16 protein-coding genes, 1 tRNA gene and 2 pseudogenes are annotated in these 16,669 nt (G+C 52.1%); 10 read left to right on the top strand and 9 right to left on the bottom strand.

The window, feature by feature from the left end; all coding sequences use genetic code 11:
- Window positions 1-373 precede the first annotated feature (373 nt).
- Window positions 374-814, bottom strand: a pseudogene (locus PZA18_RS22425) (transposase); the annotation flags it as partial.
- A gap of 341 nt (window positions 815-1,155) precedes the next feature.
- Here PZA18_RS22425 and nadA point away from each other — a divergent pair.
- The 3 genes from nadA to PZA18_RS22410 all read left to right on the top strand — a co-directional run bounded on the left by nadA (window position 1,156) and on the right by PZA18_RS22410 (window position 3,453).
- On the top strand, window positions 1,156-2,079 hold the full coding sequence (nadA, locus tag PZA18_RS22420) for a quinolinate synthase NadA (RefSeq protein WP_284103128.1): 924 nt from the start codon (window positions 1,156-1,158) through the stop codon (window positions 2,077-2,079).
- 270 nt (window positions 2,080-2,349) lie between these two features.
- Window positions 2,350-2,862 carry a helix-turn-helix domain-containing protein gene (locus PZA18_RS22415; protein WP_284103127.1) on the top strand — a complete coding sequence of 171 codons (513 nt, stop codon included), beginning with the start codon at window positions 2,350-2,352 and terminating at the stop codon, window positions 2,860-2,862.
- Window positions 2,863-3,030: 168 nt separating this feature from the next.
- The gene (locus tag PZA18_RS22410) at window positions 3,031-3,453 is read left to right on the top strand and encodes an Mpo1 family 2-hydroxy fatty acid dioxygenase (protein ID WP_284103126.1); all 423 of its coding nucleotides are present in this window, start codon (window positions 3,031-3,033) and stop codon (window positions 3,451-3,453) included.
- Window positions 3,454-3,655: 202 nt separating this feature from the next.
- On the opposite strand, the gene PZA18_RS22405 is transcribed toward PZA18_RS22410, so the two are convergent.
- On the bottom strand, window positions 3,656-3,964 hold the full coding sequence (locus tag PZA18_RS22405) for a hypothetical protein (protein WP_284103125.1): 309 nt from the start codon (window positions 3,962-3,964) through the stop codon (window positions 3,656-3,658).
- A complete protein-coding gene (locus tag PZA18_RS22400) occupies window positions 3,961-4,278 on the bottom strand; it encodes a hypothetical protein (protein WP_284103124.1) in 318 nt (105 codons plus the stop codon). Before PZA18_RS22400 ends, PZA18_RS22405 begins: the two co-directional genes overlap by 4 nt.
- A 1,342-nt stretch (window positions 4,279-5,620) precedes the next feature.
- On the opposite strand from PZA18_RS22400, the gene PZA18_RS22395 reads away from it, so the two are divergent.
- From PZA18_RS22395 to PZA18_RS22375, 5 genes are all read left to right on the top strand, one after another.
- Window positions 5,621-5,695, top strand: a tRNA-Arg gene (locus PZA18_RS22395).
- 724 nt (window positions 5,696-6,419) lie between these two features.
- Window positions 6,420-6,611 carry a hypothetical protein gene (locus PZA18_RS22390; protein ID WP_284103123.1) on the top strand — a complete coding sequence of 64 codons (192 nt, stop codon included), beginning with the start codon at window positions 6,420-6,422 and terminating at the stop codon, window positions 6,609-6,611.
- A 146-nt stretch (window positions 6,612-6,757) separates the two neighbouring features.
- Window positions 6,758-6,886, top strand: coding sequence for a hypothetical protein (locus PZA18_RS22385; RefSeq protein WP_284103122.1), 129 nt, complete (start codon window positions 6,758-6,760; stop codon window positions 6,884-6,886).
- 817 nt (window positions 6,887-7,703) lie between these two features.
- Window positions 7,704-7,910, top strand: a complete 207-nt coding sequence (locus tag PZA18_RS22380) for a response regulator transcription factor (RefSeq protein WP_284103121.1) — start codon at window positions 7,704-7,706, stop codon at window positions 7,908-7,910.
- 365 nt (window positions 7,911-8,275) lie between these two features.
- On the top strand, window positions 8,276-8,476 hold the full coding sequence (locus tag PZA18_RS22375; protein ID WP_284103120.1) for a hypothetical protein: 201 nt from the start codon (window positions 8,276-8,278) through the stop codon (window positions 8,474-8,476).
- A 61-nt stretch (window positions 8,477-8,537) separates the two neighbouring features.
- Here PZA18_RS22375 and ettA read toward each other — a convergent pair whose 3' ends face one another.
- Window positions 8,538-10,205 (bottom strand): energy-dependent translational throttle protein EttA, encoded by a 1,668-nt coding sequence (ettA, locus tag PZA18_RS22370; RefSeq protein ID WP_284103119.1) that lies wholly within the window; start codon window positions 10,203-10,205, stop codon window positions 8,538-8,540.
- A gap of 452 nt (window positions 10,206-10,657) precedes the next feature.
- On the opposite strand from ettA, the gene PZA18_RS22365 reads away from it, so the two are divergent.
- Together PZA18_RS22365 and PZA18_RS22360 are read left to right on the top strand one after the other, a co-directional pair.
- Window positions 10,658-11,866, top strand: a complete 1,209-nt coding sequence (locus PZA18_RS22365) for an RtcB family protein (RefSeq protein ID WP_284103118.1) — start codon at window positions 10,658-10,660, stop codon at window positions 11,864-11,866.
- Window positions 11,867-12,006: 140 nt separating this feature from the next.
- A complete protein-coding gene (locus PZA18_RS22360) occupies window positions 12,007-12,213 on the top strand; it encodes a hypothetical protein (protein ID WP_284103117.1) in 207 nt (68 codons plus the stop codon).
- A gap of 164 nt (window positions 12,214-12,377) precedes the next feature.
- Here PZA18_RS22360 and PZA18_RS22355 read toward each other — a convergent pair whose 3' ends face one another.
- The 5 genes and pseudogenes from PZA18_RS22355 to PZA18_RS22335 form a co-directional block, all read right to left on the bottom strand.
- The gene (locus tag PZA18_RS22355; RefSeq protein WP_284103116.1) at window positions 12,378-12,980 is read right to left on the bottom strand and encodes an OmpW/AlkL family protein; all 603 of its coding nucleotides are present in this window, start codon (window positions 12,978-12,980) and stop codon (window positions 12,378-12,380) included.
- Between the two features lie 308 nt (window positions 12,981-13,288).
- Entirely contained in the window at window positions 13,289-13,606 is a 318-nt protein-coding gene (locus tag PZA18_RS22350; protein ID WP_284103115.1) for an NIPSNAP family protein, read from the bottom strand.
- A gap of 151 nt (window positions 13,607-13,757) precedes the next feature.
- On the bottom strand, window positions 13,758-15,866 hold the full coding sequence (locus tag PZA18_RS22345; RefSeq protein ID WP_284103114.1) for a putative bifunctional diguanylate cyclase/phosphodiesterase: 2,109 nt from the start codon (window positions 15,864-15,866) through the stop codon (window positions 13,758-13,760).
- Window positions 15,867-15,877: 11 nt separating this feature from the next.
- Window positions 15,878-16,321: a response regulator gene (locus tag PZA18_RS22340; protein ID WP_284103113.1), complete on the bottom strand. Its 444-nt coding sequence runs from the start codon at window positions 16,319-16,321 to the stop codon at window positions 15,878-15,880.
- Window positions 16,322-16,538: 217 nt separating this feature from the next.
- A pseudogene (locus tag PZA18_RS22335) lies at window positions 16,539-16,669 on the bottom strand (IS5/IS1182 family transposase); the annotation flags it as partial.

Below are 16,669 nucleotides of genomic sequence, written 5' to 3'. Positions count from 1 at the left end.
TGCGAAATACTGGAAACAGGGAATGATTCGTTCCGGTTCAAGCAGCGCAGGAGTCAGGCCAAAATCGGATGATCAGATGGAAACTTTTGGATGCCGGTCGCTGGAAAAAATTGGGTGCCGATTGACATGTTTCGACACTTGAACGGCAGTTCACGGTTGTTCGTCTTCCTTGATCCATACCTGACGCCTTCACGGCGCCTTTTCCATGACGCTCACGACCAGGGCTTTTGACCCAAGCCGCTCATGGCGGTTTGCCAACCGCTCCTGCAAGCCGATGGCGAGGGGCCATATCCTCATTTCCTACGCCGCTTGCTGCGGCACACTGATGTCCCAGGACCACACCTGGCGCGGCCCGGTGGCAATGTGTGTAGCCGGCGGCGCATGATGCCAGGGCTTTCTCTTTGCGTCTCAGCTCTCGTTCCAGTTCCTTGATGCGCTTGCGATCTGCTTTGACCTGATCTCTCTCCGCCTGCTGACGTTCACGACTGGACTGCTGACCCTCAATGCAGGCTTGCCGCCAGGCATGAACCTGCTCGACATAGAGGCCCTTACGCCGACAATACTCACTCAACTCGATCTCTGACAGCGCCGCCGTCTCAATCACCACCGCAAACTTGGCCTCGGCTGACCAATCATCCGGTGAAGGCTTCTCTCCAGGCACGGGAACTCCATAGGCTTTGGCTTGATTGCGCCAATTGTACAGCGTCGCCCCGGATATCCCTTCTTCCCTCGACACGGCCGCCACCGACCTGTTGATCGGGGGAAGTAACTTCTTCAGTACCGCTTCTTTCCGCTCTTCGGTATACCGCAACATCTCATGACTTTCTCCGCCCCCGTTTTCTTTCACTTCAAACGATCAACGCGACAACTAGCCTGACATCAGGGGCCCGCAGCGATCAATCTATGACTTCGCAGTATTGCTGTGTGCTATGAGAGAATAATGGGCAACTTCACTCCGTGCTTACATGAGGTAGTGATCTACGCACGAGAGGTGGATGGAGACATCAATCGAACTGAGTAGATGTTACGAGAGAGATTGAGAAATGTTCGAATTGTCTTGATATGTAGCGATATTTGCTGTGTGGTTTTGTTGATTAAAGATAGGCATGCACATAATTGCTTGTTTGATGTGCTAGATTTCTAGGGAATTTCAATATGTCACGTCGTGTTGTTACGCTTGCTCATTACTATACTGCGCCCGAAATTCAGAAAATGGCGGATAAAGTAGGTGATAGTTTAGAGCTCTCGCTTTTTGCAAAGCAGTCTGATGCAGAAGTTATTGTTTTTGCTGGTGTGCGATTTATGGCAGAGACAGCGAAAATACTAAATCCTCGCGCAGAAGTAATATTGCCTGATAGAGGGTCCACTTGTTCTCTCGTGACGCAAACAGATGTAAATGATTTAAAGCGGTGGCGTGAAGAACATAGTGACTATGTGCACGTCTCATATATAAACTCAAGTGCAGAGCATAAAGCGCTGTCTGATTGGATTGTTACGAGCAGAAATGTTGATGACATCATTGCGCATTTATACTCAAAAGGACGAAAGGTAATATTTTCTCCAGATCGCAATATGGGGGCATATTTGAACTTTCAGTATGGATATGATATGCCGCTATGGTCTGCGGTGTGTGAGGTTCATGATAAATTCAATGAAGAAGCCCTTTTGACAGCTATGCAAGAGGTGGAGGGGAGCGTGTATTTGATTGCGCATCCTGAGAGCCCGCTGCCTGTGCTGAAGCGCGCCAATTATGTAGGTTCTACTTCTGGTATGTTGAAGTGGATTATTGATTTTTCCGGAGATTCCAACTCGACTATTTTTGTTGCAACGGAAGATGGCATTCTTTATAACATGGGCTTGGCGCGGCCGGATTTAAAAATTGCTCAAGCCCCTATTTATGCCGGATGCCAGTGCAATCAATGTCCATATATGAAACTCAATACCATAGAGGCGGTAAAACGCGCGCAGTCTGGGGATGGAATTAAAATTGATTATTTAACGGAGGCGCAGATGAATGCCGCAAGAGCGCCAATAGAAAAAATGCTGGCTTTTAGTCAAGGGGATCGCTCCGTCTGGTGAATGATCAGATAGTAATTATTTTATATCGTAGATATGCTACGCGACAGAGTATTTATATGGCCAGGGATGGCTCTTGCGTTTTGTCGGGATGGTGATTCGAAGCTGCATTCGCATTGTGCGCTGCAGCTTTCTTTTTCATTGGATAGATCTTTCCTTTGTCAATCAAATGCTGACGAGAAGGAGGTCTCGATTGTTGCAATTTATCCTAATTCAAAGCACAAGATCACTGCACGAGGAAGCTTGCTCGCTCATTTTTTTCTGGAGGTAGGTATGCCCTTTCAAGGGGGCGTAGCTGGGAAGTCAATAGAGGTTTTTCAGAACGATGGAGATTGGAGTAAGGTTTTAAGTTTATTAAAATTTTGTTGTAATAATTTATATGAAAGTAATGCTTGGTTGTGTGCAAGTGAAATCTTGAAGTCCTTCCCGATTCGTAATTGGCCTAAAGTAGGGATGGATTCTCGTATCGTAGAAGTTTTGGAAAAAATAAATATTTGTGGTGTCAGTGACATCTCTAGTTTAAGGCGTAATACCAATCTATCTTCCTCTCGGTTTGCGCATCTATTTACTGAGCAAACGGGAGTTTCTCTCAAGCGATATCTATTGTGGCGTCGATCTGTAAAGGCTGCAAATTACTTAGCAAGTGGCCATTCAGCGACATTTGCAGCGCACTCTTGCGGATTTTCGGATTCCTCACATATGAGTCGGAATTTTGCAGATATTCTGGGGATATCACCTTCTTTTTTGCAAAGAGCAGAGGTGACCCTTTGTAAGCTGCCTGTCTGATTGCGATTGCTAGACGTAGATGCATACCTATTATTGAGAAAGCCAACCGAGCCCGGCTAAATTTTGTTCTGACGTAGCTGCTGATGCGTACAATTAGCAGAAATGTTCAAGATCTGGTTACCATCCTTTGCTAAGTTATACCCTATATATAACTATATGGAGATTATCATGGCAAAGATAGATGCACTCTTCGATGAGTATGGTTCGAGCCATCAAAACGTAATAAATAAGCGAATACATTGGGTATGCGTGCCACTAATAACCTTCTCTCTTTTGGGCATGTTGTGGCATGTTCATCAGCTAGTGGCAATTGGATTCGTTGTATTGAGTCTTGTCTACTATTCTTTGCTATCCACTCCCATTATGGTGGGAATGGCTTTTATCTCGACCATTATGATTTTTGGCATCGCACAAATTAAGGATGTATTTACTATTTCTTTGGCGGTGTTTGTCTTGGCGTGGATAGGCCAATTTATTGGCCATAAAATAGAGGGGAAGAAGCCTTCCTTTTTTAAGGATATACAGTTCTTGCTAGTTGGTCCGATTTGGTTGTTGGGCTTTGCCTATCGAAAGTTTGCAATTCAGTACTAAATTGAACGACGTGATCAACACCCGAACAGTGCCACATTTTCCGCTGTCTGCTATCAGCTACTCATTAACTGTTGAGCTCTGGATTCTGAATGAATTTAGGCGCAGATTTGCGACAAGACTTGGAGGAAATGCAATTTGCGAATGGGCACTGCTACAGGTTGACGTTTCTTCCCTTCGTGGGAAGGAACGTCAACGAGCTTTATTAGCCGTTTGAGCATTGCCAGCGGATTGCTTCGCTTGCAAATGGGGTGACTGCTGGTGTCTTTGAGCGTTGATTGGATACGGATAATTCGTCACTGATATGGGGATGTTCTGTCGAGAGGGGGGTGCAACGATTGGCGGTGCGGTAGGCATGCCAGGAGTGGTCTGCCCATAGCCCTGCAATGATCAGTAGAACTACTCCCCCAAGCACGCCGAGAAAGCAGCTTACGGTAAGCAGTTCACCAACGTCGTCAAAAGATGCGGCCATTGCCGGTGAGTTGCCGGCGACCTCCTGTCGTGTTGCCATCATGACCAAATTCCTAATGAACGATTGGCATGTGCTTCAAACATACCAATCAAGCGCGATGCCGCTTGCTGCGGATCGTGTAGTCTCAATAACTCCCCAAATAAAACATCACCCAAAGCTAGTGTCACCAGCTCCCTTGGAGCGCCTTGTTCTGCCATTTCCTTGGTTGCCAGGCGCAAAGACGAGAGTCCTGCTCCCAGTTGCTCTATTTGTGCAACTTGTTGAGCTGTAGGCTCGCCTCTAACTTTTAGTAGCGCTCGCGCACGGCTGCGCGAAAAGTCTGTATTGGGTGCTGCAATTAATTTCAGGGTTGTCACGCTTCCTCCTCCTATCCGGTTTGATGGGCTCCTTGCAGAACACAACATGCCGCGGCGCATGGCCTTCTGTCGTAGAGGCCCGGAATATTCTCCAAATTGTTTGTATTTATAGCTCCATCATCGAACTTTTCAGGCGAATATCTGAAAAAAATGCAATGGATTGTCAAATTATTTGCTGATGCTACCGCATATTACCAGTAGCTCAAGCGGGAGAACCCTAATGAGAAAAATTCTGACGCTGTGCTTACAAGATAATGGCGTGATTTGGCACTCCGTATTTGAGTCTTTGGGCTGATAGGAAGCGGGGTGGGGGGGCATTTGGGGCGTCGTGGAGCTGCCTCAGAGATTCGGTGTACTGCAAAAGACCGAGTTGTCTTCGCATTGCTAAAAATGCAACACATTTGACGAAATGTGGTGAAAGTACGGAGATGGTCTAAAGAGCGAGGCGTTGATTTGGCCGAATGGAATTCCTCATTTTGGGCAGAACAAGGACTGGGTGTGCATAACGCGATGTGTTGGCGCAGTGATGCTTCTGCAAGCGTTCGCTGTGGCTCACGTGATGGTGAGCTGTGCTGCACTCTGCGAAGCAGGTAAGCACGCAGCCCTAATGATTGATGGTGTGTTCCCAATACCTAATTTAATGGCGACAGTTTTTGCTCTGTAGCTCAATCAGGTATGGAGGCTTTGTGTCCTTGCCTTGGGCCAACCTGTAACCATGCTGTTTCCATCCGCCACCCTACGCTCTGGCTATTCAATACTTGGCGTGCCTAAGTCATTCATGTAGTAAAAGTCCAGATTTCCGCGCATGAGGAGTTTGGGTGGGAGTGACCCGACAGCTCAGGTGATATGGCTTGTCATGCGCAATCCAATGATCATTGGTTATCCAAAATTCGGGCGATTATGACTGCTCTGGTGCTGCTGATTTCGGCATTTTTCGTTGCGGTTGATATTTAGGGGGGGGCTGAGAGGATGTGAATTCCCTTTCTTGAGTAATTCGAGCCATAGCGGCTCGCTTCGAGAGTATGACTTATGTCCTGTGGCGCTTCTTTCGGCATCTAGAGGAAATTTCAGTCGATTTTTTTGGAACTCAAAAAAATTGATTGTAGTACGGGCTTGGTGGTGACTCCCTTGAGGGAGCGAGAGTTCACGCTCCTTGTTGTGTCCGAATACTTCCAGGTACTTGGGCATGACAGTGAGCATTGTTCCCAGGTGAGTTGGGTGGGGCTCATCGGCATTGTTGCGCGAGCTGTCTCATAGTCGATTAATCTTGTATAATTACCGGCTAGCCATTTGGCGGCGAGTGGATGGCGCGCAACGCGCTCACTTGTAGTTTTTAGGTAGTGTCTCCGTAGTTAAATGGATATAACGGCCCCCTCCTAAGGGGCAATTACAGGTTCGATTCCTGTCGGGGGCACCACGCATTATTTTGAGTCAGATCTTCTCCCCTTTTATTTGAGTTCTTGGTTCGAGTACTCAATTCAATTTTCGGCGTGTGTTTCATCTGATTGGTTACCGGTTAGGATTCGGTGTGCTATTCGATTGCTTGGCTGTCGCATGTCCACACTAGCTGGCTGGTGAGAAATACGCTGTCCCAGCCCATGCGTGGGTTTTGAGGTAAAGGGGGCTTGCCGCCCGTTCCAGCTTTCCCCAAATTCCCATGCGCGGCCAAGAGGAATTCCCAGGCATCGATGTTGAGTTACGTCAGCGTCGAACATCGCGCCCTACCGATTCCCCTTTGCGCCAGCTGGCCGATGGCATCATGGCTAGCATGCGTTTACGGAACGATGATAGCGATTCGCATACCGGCCGCCCGTCGATTCCGCCCGGCTGCTCCAGATTTTGTTTACTGTGCGTAGCGAGTGCCGATTGATAGAGCCGCTGGATACACCTTGCTGTTCCGTTGATCGTTGGCCTGACCAGGGATGAAGCGGTGAGGGATCGCGCCATGTTTAGCATCAATTGCTACCGTCCGCTGTGTACCGACAGGGGCTGCGAGTGCTTCTTGCGCGTGACGTATCTCGCCGAGTGGCAGGGCGTCGCCCTGGACGAACACCTTAGCCTCGCGAGCAGCGACTCGCGCCTACGGCAGGAACGCAATCCTGGAGTGGACTTCCAAGGCGAGAAGTGCGGCAACGTCATCCTTGGAAGTACCACCAACCTGCGGTCGCGGCCGTACAAGAGCGCCGAGTTCACCGAGCAACAAGCTGCGCTACATGGCCCATGCGCTGGCAGAGAACCGCAACGGCCTGATCGTGGATGTGGAAACGACCCAAGCCAATGGCCGGGCCGAGAGGGAAGTCGCTCAGGCGATGATGGCGCGCAGTGTCCGCTAGGCGGGCGCCACGGTTGGGGGCAAGGGTTAAGACCGTGAAAGCTCTATCCGTGAACGAGAGTGCCGGGCCATCGAGACTCATATCGTATTCCAGGCCACCAGCCGCGCCGTGGATGGCCGCCCTCGCGCGTGACAAGGTGTTATGCGATGAGCCTGCTCCGTCGCAAGATGATCGAAGAAGCCTTTGGTGGGATCAAGGCCGTGAGCGCCCTGTGCAAGACGTGGCACCAAGGCTTGGAAAAGCTCTCGGGGCTGGCTCCGCAGCCTACAAACTGAAGCAGCCGGTAACCGCGAAAGCAACAACCCATCTGCCGGCAGGCGCAATGGTCCAGGTCGCCCAGGAACAACGGCTGTGGTGTCCTTCCTGCGCCGGAAGTTGAGACGGAAAAAGGACATAATCCGGTGGCAGTCAGGTATTTCTCAAGGGCCTGGGGCTGGAGTCTGTCAAGGTCATGATTCAATCAATGTGTACGCAGTGGCTTGCCTGCTCGGTTTGGTATGCCGGCAAGTGAGGCGTCTTCCTGAATCAGTATGCGGATCGCGCATTGCCCGCCATCGGCCTTCACCTTTGCACAACTTCTCCAGCATAAAGCCTGCAGTCAGACGAGCGCGGCAATCGTGTCATGTTCTGTAGATTTTTCACTGCCTCTATTCGACCCAAAATTTGGGGTTTACCTTTCAGATCACGTAGGGAGATATGGGCCATGGCGATTGGATCGGTACACGGGTTTCCTCACTGTGTTTGGTTTTTGCCTGATCCTTTTCGAACAGCCCCTGCATTTGCAGTAGTTTCTAATGGGCGGAATGTCCCTAGAATCATCCTTGGTCGCAACACTTATATTTTTTGTTGTCGCTATGGCGCGAGACGGCGTTTGTAGAATGCGATCTGGCTGAATGTGGAATTTTTGCGAAAGATATGTCTGGTTCTAATGATGTGCGTGGAGTTTACCCGATCGTTCTTCAGACAAGACTTTGTAGAAAATCGGAGATTGGTAATTAGCACATTGCGGGAAGGCGTGTTTCTACACTAAACCACTATCGAGATTGGCGTCCTTTTAGAAATGTATTTTTTGAATGATAAAGGAGATGTGAAATGGGACTCGAAATTCTGACTGAGCGTCAGCGCCAGATTCTTAATCTGAGTGCCAAGGGGTTGCAGGCACCAGATGTTGCCTCGGAGCTAGGGTGCAGTCCTAAAACGGTTCGGAATCAGTTAAGTAATATCTATCAAAAATTAGGCGTGAATAATAAAGTCCAGGCTGTTGCGTACTTGTTGACAGGTGGTCGGCGCGACAACTGATGCTGTTTATCGATCCGGCTTGCTCCCGGATCTTGATCAAAGTAATGCCAAATAAAAGCCGGAGAGGAAACTTTCCGGCTTTTTGCATTTCTGTGGCAAATTCAAAATAGGCATCTGGCTATCTAAGTTGCAATTAAAGGTTATTGGTAATATTTGACAAAGATTTGTCTTTGTTCGGGATATGTGACTCATTGTTGGAGATATTTTTGTTTGATAAATTGTATTCACGGTTAGCGATAAATGAATTTCGCAAAATCGCGAGCTTCGAAGTTAATAAATAATTAAGTTTCGGGCTTTGTTTTCAGAGAGTGATGTTGGGTGCTGATGTGGCACCTATTTAATTTAAATTTGGATAGGAGATTGTCATGTTCAAGACAGAAGTAAATGCCCCGTGTGAATTGAATCTGGAAGAGTTGGCAGTGGTTGCTGGCGGTGGTGACGGGAGTGTCGCAATTTCGCCGGTCAATCTGGGGGGCCTGGTAGCCATCAACAAGTCGATTATCAAGATTCCCCCGTGCGATCCATTGAAGGACGTTGTGGGTGGCGTGATTGTCGTACAACCCTGAGCGAAAGCTGCAAAAGAAAAGCCAGCCGTAAGGGCTGGCTTTTTCTTCTTGCTGCGGGTGCTTAGCGCGTGATCGGCTTGTAACGAATCCGTTTGGGCTTGGCACCTTCTTCACCGAGGCGCTTCTTCTTGTCAGCCTCGTACTCCTGATAGTTACCATCAAAGAACGTCCACTGGGAGTCGCCTTCTGCCGCGAGAATGTGTGTGGCAATCCGGTCCAGGAACCAGCGGTCGTGGCTGATGACGAACACCGTGCCGGCAAATTCCAGCAGTGCATCTTCCAGTGCCCGCAGGGTTTCCACGTCGAGATCGTTGGATGGCTCATCCAGCAGTAGCACGTTGCCACCCTTAAGCAAGGTCTTGGCCAGGTGCAGACGACCGCGCTCGCCGCCGGACAGCATGCCAACCTTCTTCTGTTGATCCGCCCCTTTGAAGTTGAAGCGGCCCAGGTAAGCCCGGCTGCTCATTTCAAACTTTCCGACCTGGATCATCTCGTGGCCGCCGGCAACGTCTTCAAATACCGTCTTGTCGCCTTCCAGGCCCTCGCGGTGCTGCTCGACAAAGGCCATTTGTACGGTTTGACCAATTTTTACGGTGCCGGAATCGGGTTGTTCTTTGGCGGCGATCATCTTGAACAGCGTCGATTTCCCAGCGCCGTTGGGGCCGATGATGCCGACAATCGCCCCGGCGGGGGCTTTGAAGCTCAGGTTGTCGATCAACAGGCGATCGCCAAAGCCCTTGCTGACATTTTCGAACTCGATGACTTCATTACCGAGGCGCTCGGCTACCGGAATGAAAATTTCCTGGGTTTCGTTGCGCTTCTGGTGTTCCTGGCTGGAAAGCTCTTCAAAGCGGGCGATACGGGCTTTGGACTTGGCCTGGCGGGCTTTGGGGCTCTGGCGCACCCACTCCAGTTCTTGCTTCATGGCTTTCTGGCGGGCGGCCTCCTGGCGACCTTCCTGCTCCAGACGGGCATCCTTCTGCTCCAGCCAGCTGGAGTAGTTGCCCTTCCAGGGAATGCCCTGGCCACGGTCGAGTTCCAGAATCCACTCTGCGGCATTGTCGAGGAAGTAACGATCGTGGGTGACAGCGACAACGGTGCCAGGGAAGCGGACCAGAAACTGCTCCAGCCACTCTACTGATTCGGCATCCAGGTGGTTGGTCGGTTCGTCCAGCAGCAGCATGTCTGGCTTGGACAATAGCAGTTTGCACAAGGCGACTCGGCGCTTTTCACCGCCGGACAGCACCCCGATGTTGGCATCCCAGGGTGGCAGGCGTAATGCATCGGCAGCAATTTCCAGTTGATGCTCGACATTGTCATTCGCACCCGCTGCGATAATGGCTTCCAGCCTTGCCTGCTCTTCCGCCAGCTTGTCAAAGTCGGCATCGGGTTCTGCATAAGCGGCGTAAACTTCCTCAAGCTTTTTCTTGGCGTCCATGACTTCGCCCATGCCGCTCTCAACTTCTTCTCGCACGGTCTTGTTGGGGTCTAGCTGGGGTTCCTGGGGCAAGTAGCCGATCTTGATATTCGGCAGATGCTGGATCTCACCTTCATATTCCTTATCGACGCCAGCCATGAGCTTGAGCACCGTGGACTTGCCCGAACCATTCAGACCGAGCAGGCCGATCTTGGCGCCGGGGAAGAAGCTGAGGGAAATATCTTTAATAATCTGACGCTTGGGCGGAACAATCTTGCTCACGCGCAGCATTGACATCACATATTGAGCCATGCGAATTCCCAGTAGATTAGAAAACTGGGGAATTTTAGCAGGCGCCATCATCTATCGCTGGCAAACCCGCAGAGATAACCGTTTGCAGAACCCGTTGGGGTCGTCTCGCTTGGACTGCTTTTTCTGGGCGTCGTGTGGCTTGGCGCGCCTATCAAGAACAAATGTCTTGACAGCTACCGCGAGGCTTGGGTAGTTTTCGGCCCCTGCAGACATATTGCACCGCAACAAGAAAGGAGGCTAATCATGGTTCGTATTGCTACTCGGGGCTTGCCCCGCTGATCCGGTTTCCAGGCATTGGGCTTGGGCCGGTTAATTCCGTGTTCCAGGCCGGGTGCTAGATTAGTCTTCTAAAAGCCCTGGCGTATCTGCCGGGGCTTTTTATTTGGTCATGCCTCCATCGCCGTTTGATTGAGGCGCTTCGCGATACGCCAGGCATTCGAGAAAGTTTCGAAATGCCAGTGCATTTACAAATCAACAAAGGCCGGGTGCCGATCAAGCTGTATACCAGTGATATCGAGCCGGAGGCCTTGCAGCAGCTAGTCAACGTCGCTAATTTGTCTATCGTCAGTGGCCACATCGCTGCCATGCCGGATGTTCACGCCGGTATCGGGGCGACAGTTGGTTCGGTGATTCCGACGACTGAGGCGGTGATTCCCGCTGCGGTCGGGGTTGATATCGGCTGCGGCATGAATGCCGTACAACTCAGTCTGCGCGCAGAAGCGCTTCCCGATAATTTGGCGCCACTGCGCAGCGCCATAGAGGCCGTGGTGCCCGTTGGATTCGCCCAGCACGCCGCCTCAAAGGCGCGTAGCGCCGACCATCAGCAGCGTTGCCAACTGTTATCCGGAGGCATTGCGGCGATCATCGAGCGCTATCCCGACATCGCCAGAATGCAGCGCAAGTTCGACGAGACCTGGCGCAGTCAGCTGGGCACGTTGGGAGGTGGCAATCACTTTATTGAGCTTTGTCTGGATGAGGTGGGGCAGGTGTGGATCATGCTGCATTCCGGGAGTCGTGGGGTCGGCAATGCGATTGGCCGCTACTTCATTGCGGCGGCGCAGAAGGATATGCGCCGGCATAAGATCCAGCTGCCACATGCGGATCTGGCATACCTGAAAGCAGGTTCCTGCCTCTTCGACGACTACGTGTCGGCCGTGACCTGGGCGCAGGAATATGCGTGGATGAATCGCCAAACCATGATGCAGCTGGTGCTGGAGGCGATGCGGCCTCTGCTGCCGCCATTTGCCGTGGTGGGCGAGGCAATTAACTGTCATCACAACTACGTGACACAGGAAACCCATTTCGGACAGAAACAGTTCATTACCCGCAAAGGTGCCATCAGTGCCCAGCTCGGTGAGCTAGGCATCATTCCAGGGTCGATGGGTGCCAAGAGCTTCATCGTCCGAGGCTTGGGGAATCGGGCCAGTTATTGTTCCTGTTCGCATGGCGCAGGGAGGCGGATGAGCCGTATGGCTGCCCGGCGCCAGTTCAACCGCGCAGACCTGCAGCAGCAGACTACGGGAGTGGAGTGCCGCAAGGATGAGGGGGTAATTGATGAGATTCCCGCAGCCTATAAAGACATTGATCGCGTCATGGCCAACCAGACGGATCTGGTCGAGGTGGTACACACGCTCAAGCAAGTGGTGTGCATCAAAGGATGAACGTCAGGTCTGGTGACGATGCTGCATGGCTTAAAGCTGACATCTGAAGGCCATTTGATTGGTACGGAGCGGGTGCCCGGAACGCGTGTGGTGCCCGCCAAAAACTGCAAGCAATTGCTTCACTGAAGGAAAGTAGAACCATGAAACAACACGGCAAAACCATCAAACCCCGCGATGTGGCAGCGATGGCATTGAAGCACTGCCGGGGTGGCTGTCACGGCAAAACCGAGAAGGCCCAGCGTCAGCAAGACCGGCAACAATTGAAACAGCAGCTGAAAGGCTGGTTAGATAGCAAAGGCTCGAAAGAGCCTTTTTTAACGTCTGGACTCTGTGTTGCGGTTGTCTGATGAGGAGCACTTGCTGCGTGGGGAAAAGCCTCCCGCCGGGCCGCCCTGCAAATACATTTGGGGGACAGTGCAGCACGGCGGGAGGTTGGCGGTCGGACCTGAGTCCTGCTGGCTGTTGATGAGTTTGTCTGCAGAATTCAAACCCAGGTTTTTAAGACACGGGCTTAGAAGCGGGTGCCTACGCCAATGCCGATGACCCAGGGGTCAATCGTCAGCTTGCCGAGTTTGGCGCCATTTTTAACGCTTACATCGGTCGATAAGAAAATCTTTTTCACGTCAAAGTTCACGAACCAGCTCTTGTTGATAGCGACATCAACACCTGCCTGCAGCGCTGCGCCAAAGCTGTTCTTCTTCACATCAAGATCGGCACCGCCGGCACGCAGACCCACATCATAGAAGCGGGTGTAGTTGATACCGGCACCGATGTAAGGACGTACGGTGGCATCCGGGGCAAAGTGATACTGCACGGTCAGGGTCGGTGGCAGTACGCTGACTTTGCCGAGGCTGGCGCCGTTGGAGGTGACTTCATGACGCGATGTCCCCAGAATCAGCTCGGCGCCGATGTTAGGGGTGATCATGTAGGTGAAGTCGAGCTCCGGCACGGTGTCATTCTTGACGTCGATACCCAGCGTACCAAGGGTCGAGTCGGCGCTGTCGTTAGGCGCTACATTGATGATGCGGCCCCGAACCAGAAAATCGCCTTGAGCGGCCATTGCGCCAGTTGCCATTACCGTGCCCAGCAGGGCCAGCAGAATCTTGCCTTTCATGTTTTTCTCCGATTGATGCGGCCAGCACAGATCGCTGGCATGGGGTGCAAGATAGGCACTTTGTTGCACCGCAACTTTGCGCTAAATCAGATTCTGTGGCGGTGTTCGGCGGCGACTTGCAAAAGCTTGATTTGCCGCAATGACCGCGCATCAATTGCTTGACGAAGGCTGGTGGGTATGAACGCTAGCGGCTTTCCAACGTTCTGCTAAAGAGGGGAGGAGGGCGGGAACCCAATGCCAGGGCTGCGGGACGGAATCCACATAGCGAAGACCGAATTGAATTGTGTGGTGCGGTAGGTCAGAGTCAATCAAGCAGGGCGATTCGACAGCATGGGGCGAAAGAAATTGCGTTCATAGCTGATGATGCAGCGGGTAGCGGTCGCATAAGCATTGGCGGCTTGGCACTCTGCATCGTGGCTTGCCTGTTCGCGATACTGTGCATAGAGGTTCAAGGACGGGAAGCTGAATAGCGCAAGCGCTATATTATTGGCCCCTTCTGATGGGAGGAAATAGCCATGGTGCGTACCGCCGAATTTCTCCACCAGTGGAATCCACATTTTCCCATAATGCTCAAATTCAGCCAGTTTGTATGGGTCGATGACGTATCGAACATGGCAAGTGATCATCAATTAATGCTCTGAATAATAAGTCTGGAAACCCGGTTCTGGTTTTAAGTCTTTTAACTCGAATTGAAAGGGCTGAGCGACGCTCCGGTGCCATTGCCTTGGCTGATAAAAGCATACGCTTGCGCATTTTCAGTAGGGCCAGAGGCCAGTTTTAAAGTCCCAGATTGCGTTGGGTAATGAAGGTTGTTGCCTGATCTGCCGGCATGGGTTTGGCTATGTGGTAGCCCTGCGCATAGTCGCAATCCATCGACTTCAGCATTGAATATTGCTCGAAAGTTTCGACACCCTCGGCAATGACTTTCATGCCGAGATTGTGGCCCAGCAGCACAATGGTTCGGACAATTTCGTGGCTGCCGGTATCGTCGCCCATGCGTCGGACAAATGAACCGTCGATTTTCAGGACATTGCTGGGGAAACGGTGCAGGTAAGACAGCGAAGAATACCCGGTGCCAAAATCGTCCATCAGAATACGGATGCCGCGTTCGCGAAAGCGTTGCAGCATTTCGACGATGGCATCCGTATTTTCCATCAGGATGCTTTCGGTGATTTCCAGCTCCAGAAACTGGGCATCAATGCCCGCCTCGGCCACGGCGCGATCCACCTGGTCAACCAGATCGGGCTGGTTGAACTGCTTGCCAGATAGATTAACGCTGATCTGCAAGGCTTCGGCGGGAAAGTCTTTTTGCCAGGTCGAGATCTGTGCGCACGCCATCTGCAGCATTTGCTGGCCGATTTGATTGATCAGCCCCAACTCTTCTGCCAGAGGAATGAATTCAGCGGGTGATACCAGTTCACCTGTCGCTTTTTTCCAGCGCACCAATGCCTCGAATGCGGCGACTTTGCCACTACATAGATCGACGATCGGCTGATAGAACGGTAGAAACTCGTGCGAGTCGAGCGCGCGGCGGATTTCCTGTTCCATCTTCAGTGCCCGCAGCATGGTGCCATGCATGGCGCGGTCGAAAATCTCGTATTTGGCACGTCCCTGCGATTTGGCGCGATGCATGGCCGTGTCTGCATCCCGAATCATTTCTTCGGGATGGGTGTAGCCAGAGGATGACAGTGCAATACCCACTCGCGCACCGGGATAGACTTCGTGCCCTTCCACATGAATCGGCTTGGCCACTTCAGTGAGCATCTGCTCGGTGAAGAGTTTGGCGTCGTTGGCGTCGTCGATGTCATCAAGCAGGATGGCAAATTCGTCGCCGCCAAAACGGGCGACCACATCACCACCCCGACGCACACTGGCCAGGCGCTCGGCGGTAATTTTCAGAATCTGGTCGCCAATACCATGTCCGAAGCTGTCGTTGATATAGCGGAAGCGTTCCAGATTGAGGCAGAGCACCGCGCACAGGTAGTTGGGGTCGCGTTGCGAATGACCCAGCGAAAAGCCGAGGAAGTCAGTAAACAAGGCACGATTGGCCAAGCCGGTCAGGCCATCATGCAGGGCGTCGTACAGCAGCTGTTCTTCGGCTCGTTTGCGTTCGGTGATGTCGGTGAGCGAGCCAGCCATGCGATAAGCCTGCTGGGTTTCCGGGTCAATCAACGCGATACCGCGTGTCAGCATCCAGCGCCAGTTGCCATCCTTGTGGCACATCCTGTGCTCAGCTTCGAAGTGAGGGGACTCTCCCTTCATGTGCTGTACCAGCTTGGCCCGCAGCAGGGGCACTTCATCAGGATGCGCGAGCGCCAGCCAGGATTCGGACGGGATATTCTGCAGCTCGTCTTCGGTGTAGCCGAGCATCGCTTTCCAGCGCGGGCTCAGATAGATGGTGTTATCGCGGATATTCCAGTCCCAGAGCCCATCGTTGGCGCCGGTAATCGCCAGCTCGTAGCGCTCCTGGCTCTCCCGCAATGCCGCCTCGGCACGGAATTTGGCGGCACGGGTATCCGACTCGCGCAATTCGCGTTCCACAACAGTGGGGAGCCGCTTCAAATGGGTTTTCAGGACAAAATCGTTGACCCCGGCTTTCATCATGGCGACGGCAGATTCCTCACCAATGGTGCCGGTGACGACGATAAAGGGGATGGGGAAGCTACCTTCCTGAAAAATCTGCAGTGCTTCGATGGCCGAAAAATTGGGCATCGAAAAATCGGAGAGAACAACGTCCCACTGCGCCTTGTTCAGGCGCTGACGCATGTCCTCGGCGGTATCAACCCGTTCGTATTCGATCTCGTAGCCTTGCCGCCGCAATGCCAGAACATCCAGCAGGGCGTCATCTTCCGAATCATCGACAACGAGAACGCGCAGTGCAGGCACTCTGCCCTCTCTCAGTGGTGAACAGGTTCGTTGAGCATCAGCCAGTAGATGCCGACTTGCTTGACGACATCCATGAACTGCATGAAATCGACCGGCTTGCGGATATAGCTATTGGCGCCGAGGCTATAACTTTTAACCAGATCGTCTTCTTCTTTCGAGGTGGTGAGCACCACTACCGGAATCAGACGGGTTGACTCGTTTTCTCGAATCCGCCGCAGGACTTCGATACCGGAAAGCTTGGGTAGCTTGATGTCCAGCAGTATCAGCACCGGAGCATCGACAGGGCGTGTGGTATGGGAGCCAGTGCCATACAGGTAATCGACCGCCTCCTGGCCGTCCCGAGCCACCACGATGGGGTTCTGGATGCCGTTCTTGGAGAAGGCGCGGATCGTCAGTGTCTCGTCATCGGCATTGTCTTCGACGAGCAGAATGGGCGAATGGATCGCTGACTGCATGATCGCTTACCTCGTGTGGCGAACTGGTTGTAATTTGGCGCTGGACGGCAAAGAAGCAGCAAGCTTCAACAGAGCTTACCCCGCAATATAGCAAGTTTTAACGGCAACGAAGCCTGTTTGCACGCGGGTTTCCGCCCTACGGATGGCATATTCCGTTTGCCCGCCTCTTATTTATAGAAAAAATAGAAAGGTCTGATGATTGGTCTAGATAGTGTCGTCACGAGATTTCCAGCCAAAGAGCAAGGCACCGTATTTGAACGGCCGCGACAAACGACTTCAGTCGTTTTGCGTAGCGGGTTGCAATCCCGCGCCATCGCTTGATCTTGAGAAAAGCGTTTTCGACCAAAT

The sequence above is a fragment of the Parachitinimonas caeni genome (genome assembly GCF_030129945.1).
In the GTDB taxonomy this organism is placed as follows: Bacteria; Pseudomonadota; Gammaproteobacteria; order Burkholderiales; family Chitinimonadaceae; genus Parachitinimonas; species Parachitinimonas caeni.
The sequence above is the reverse complement of the archived record's forward strand: the minus strand, read 5'-3'. Positions and strand labels throughout refer to the sequence as shown.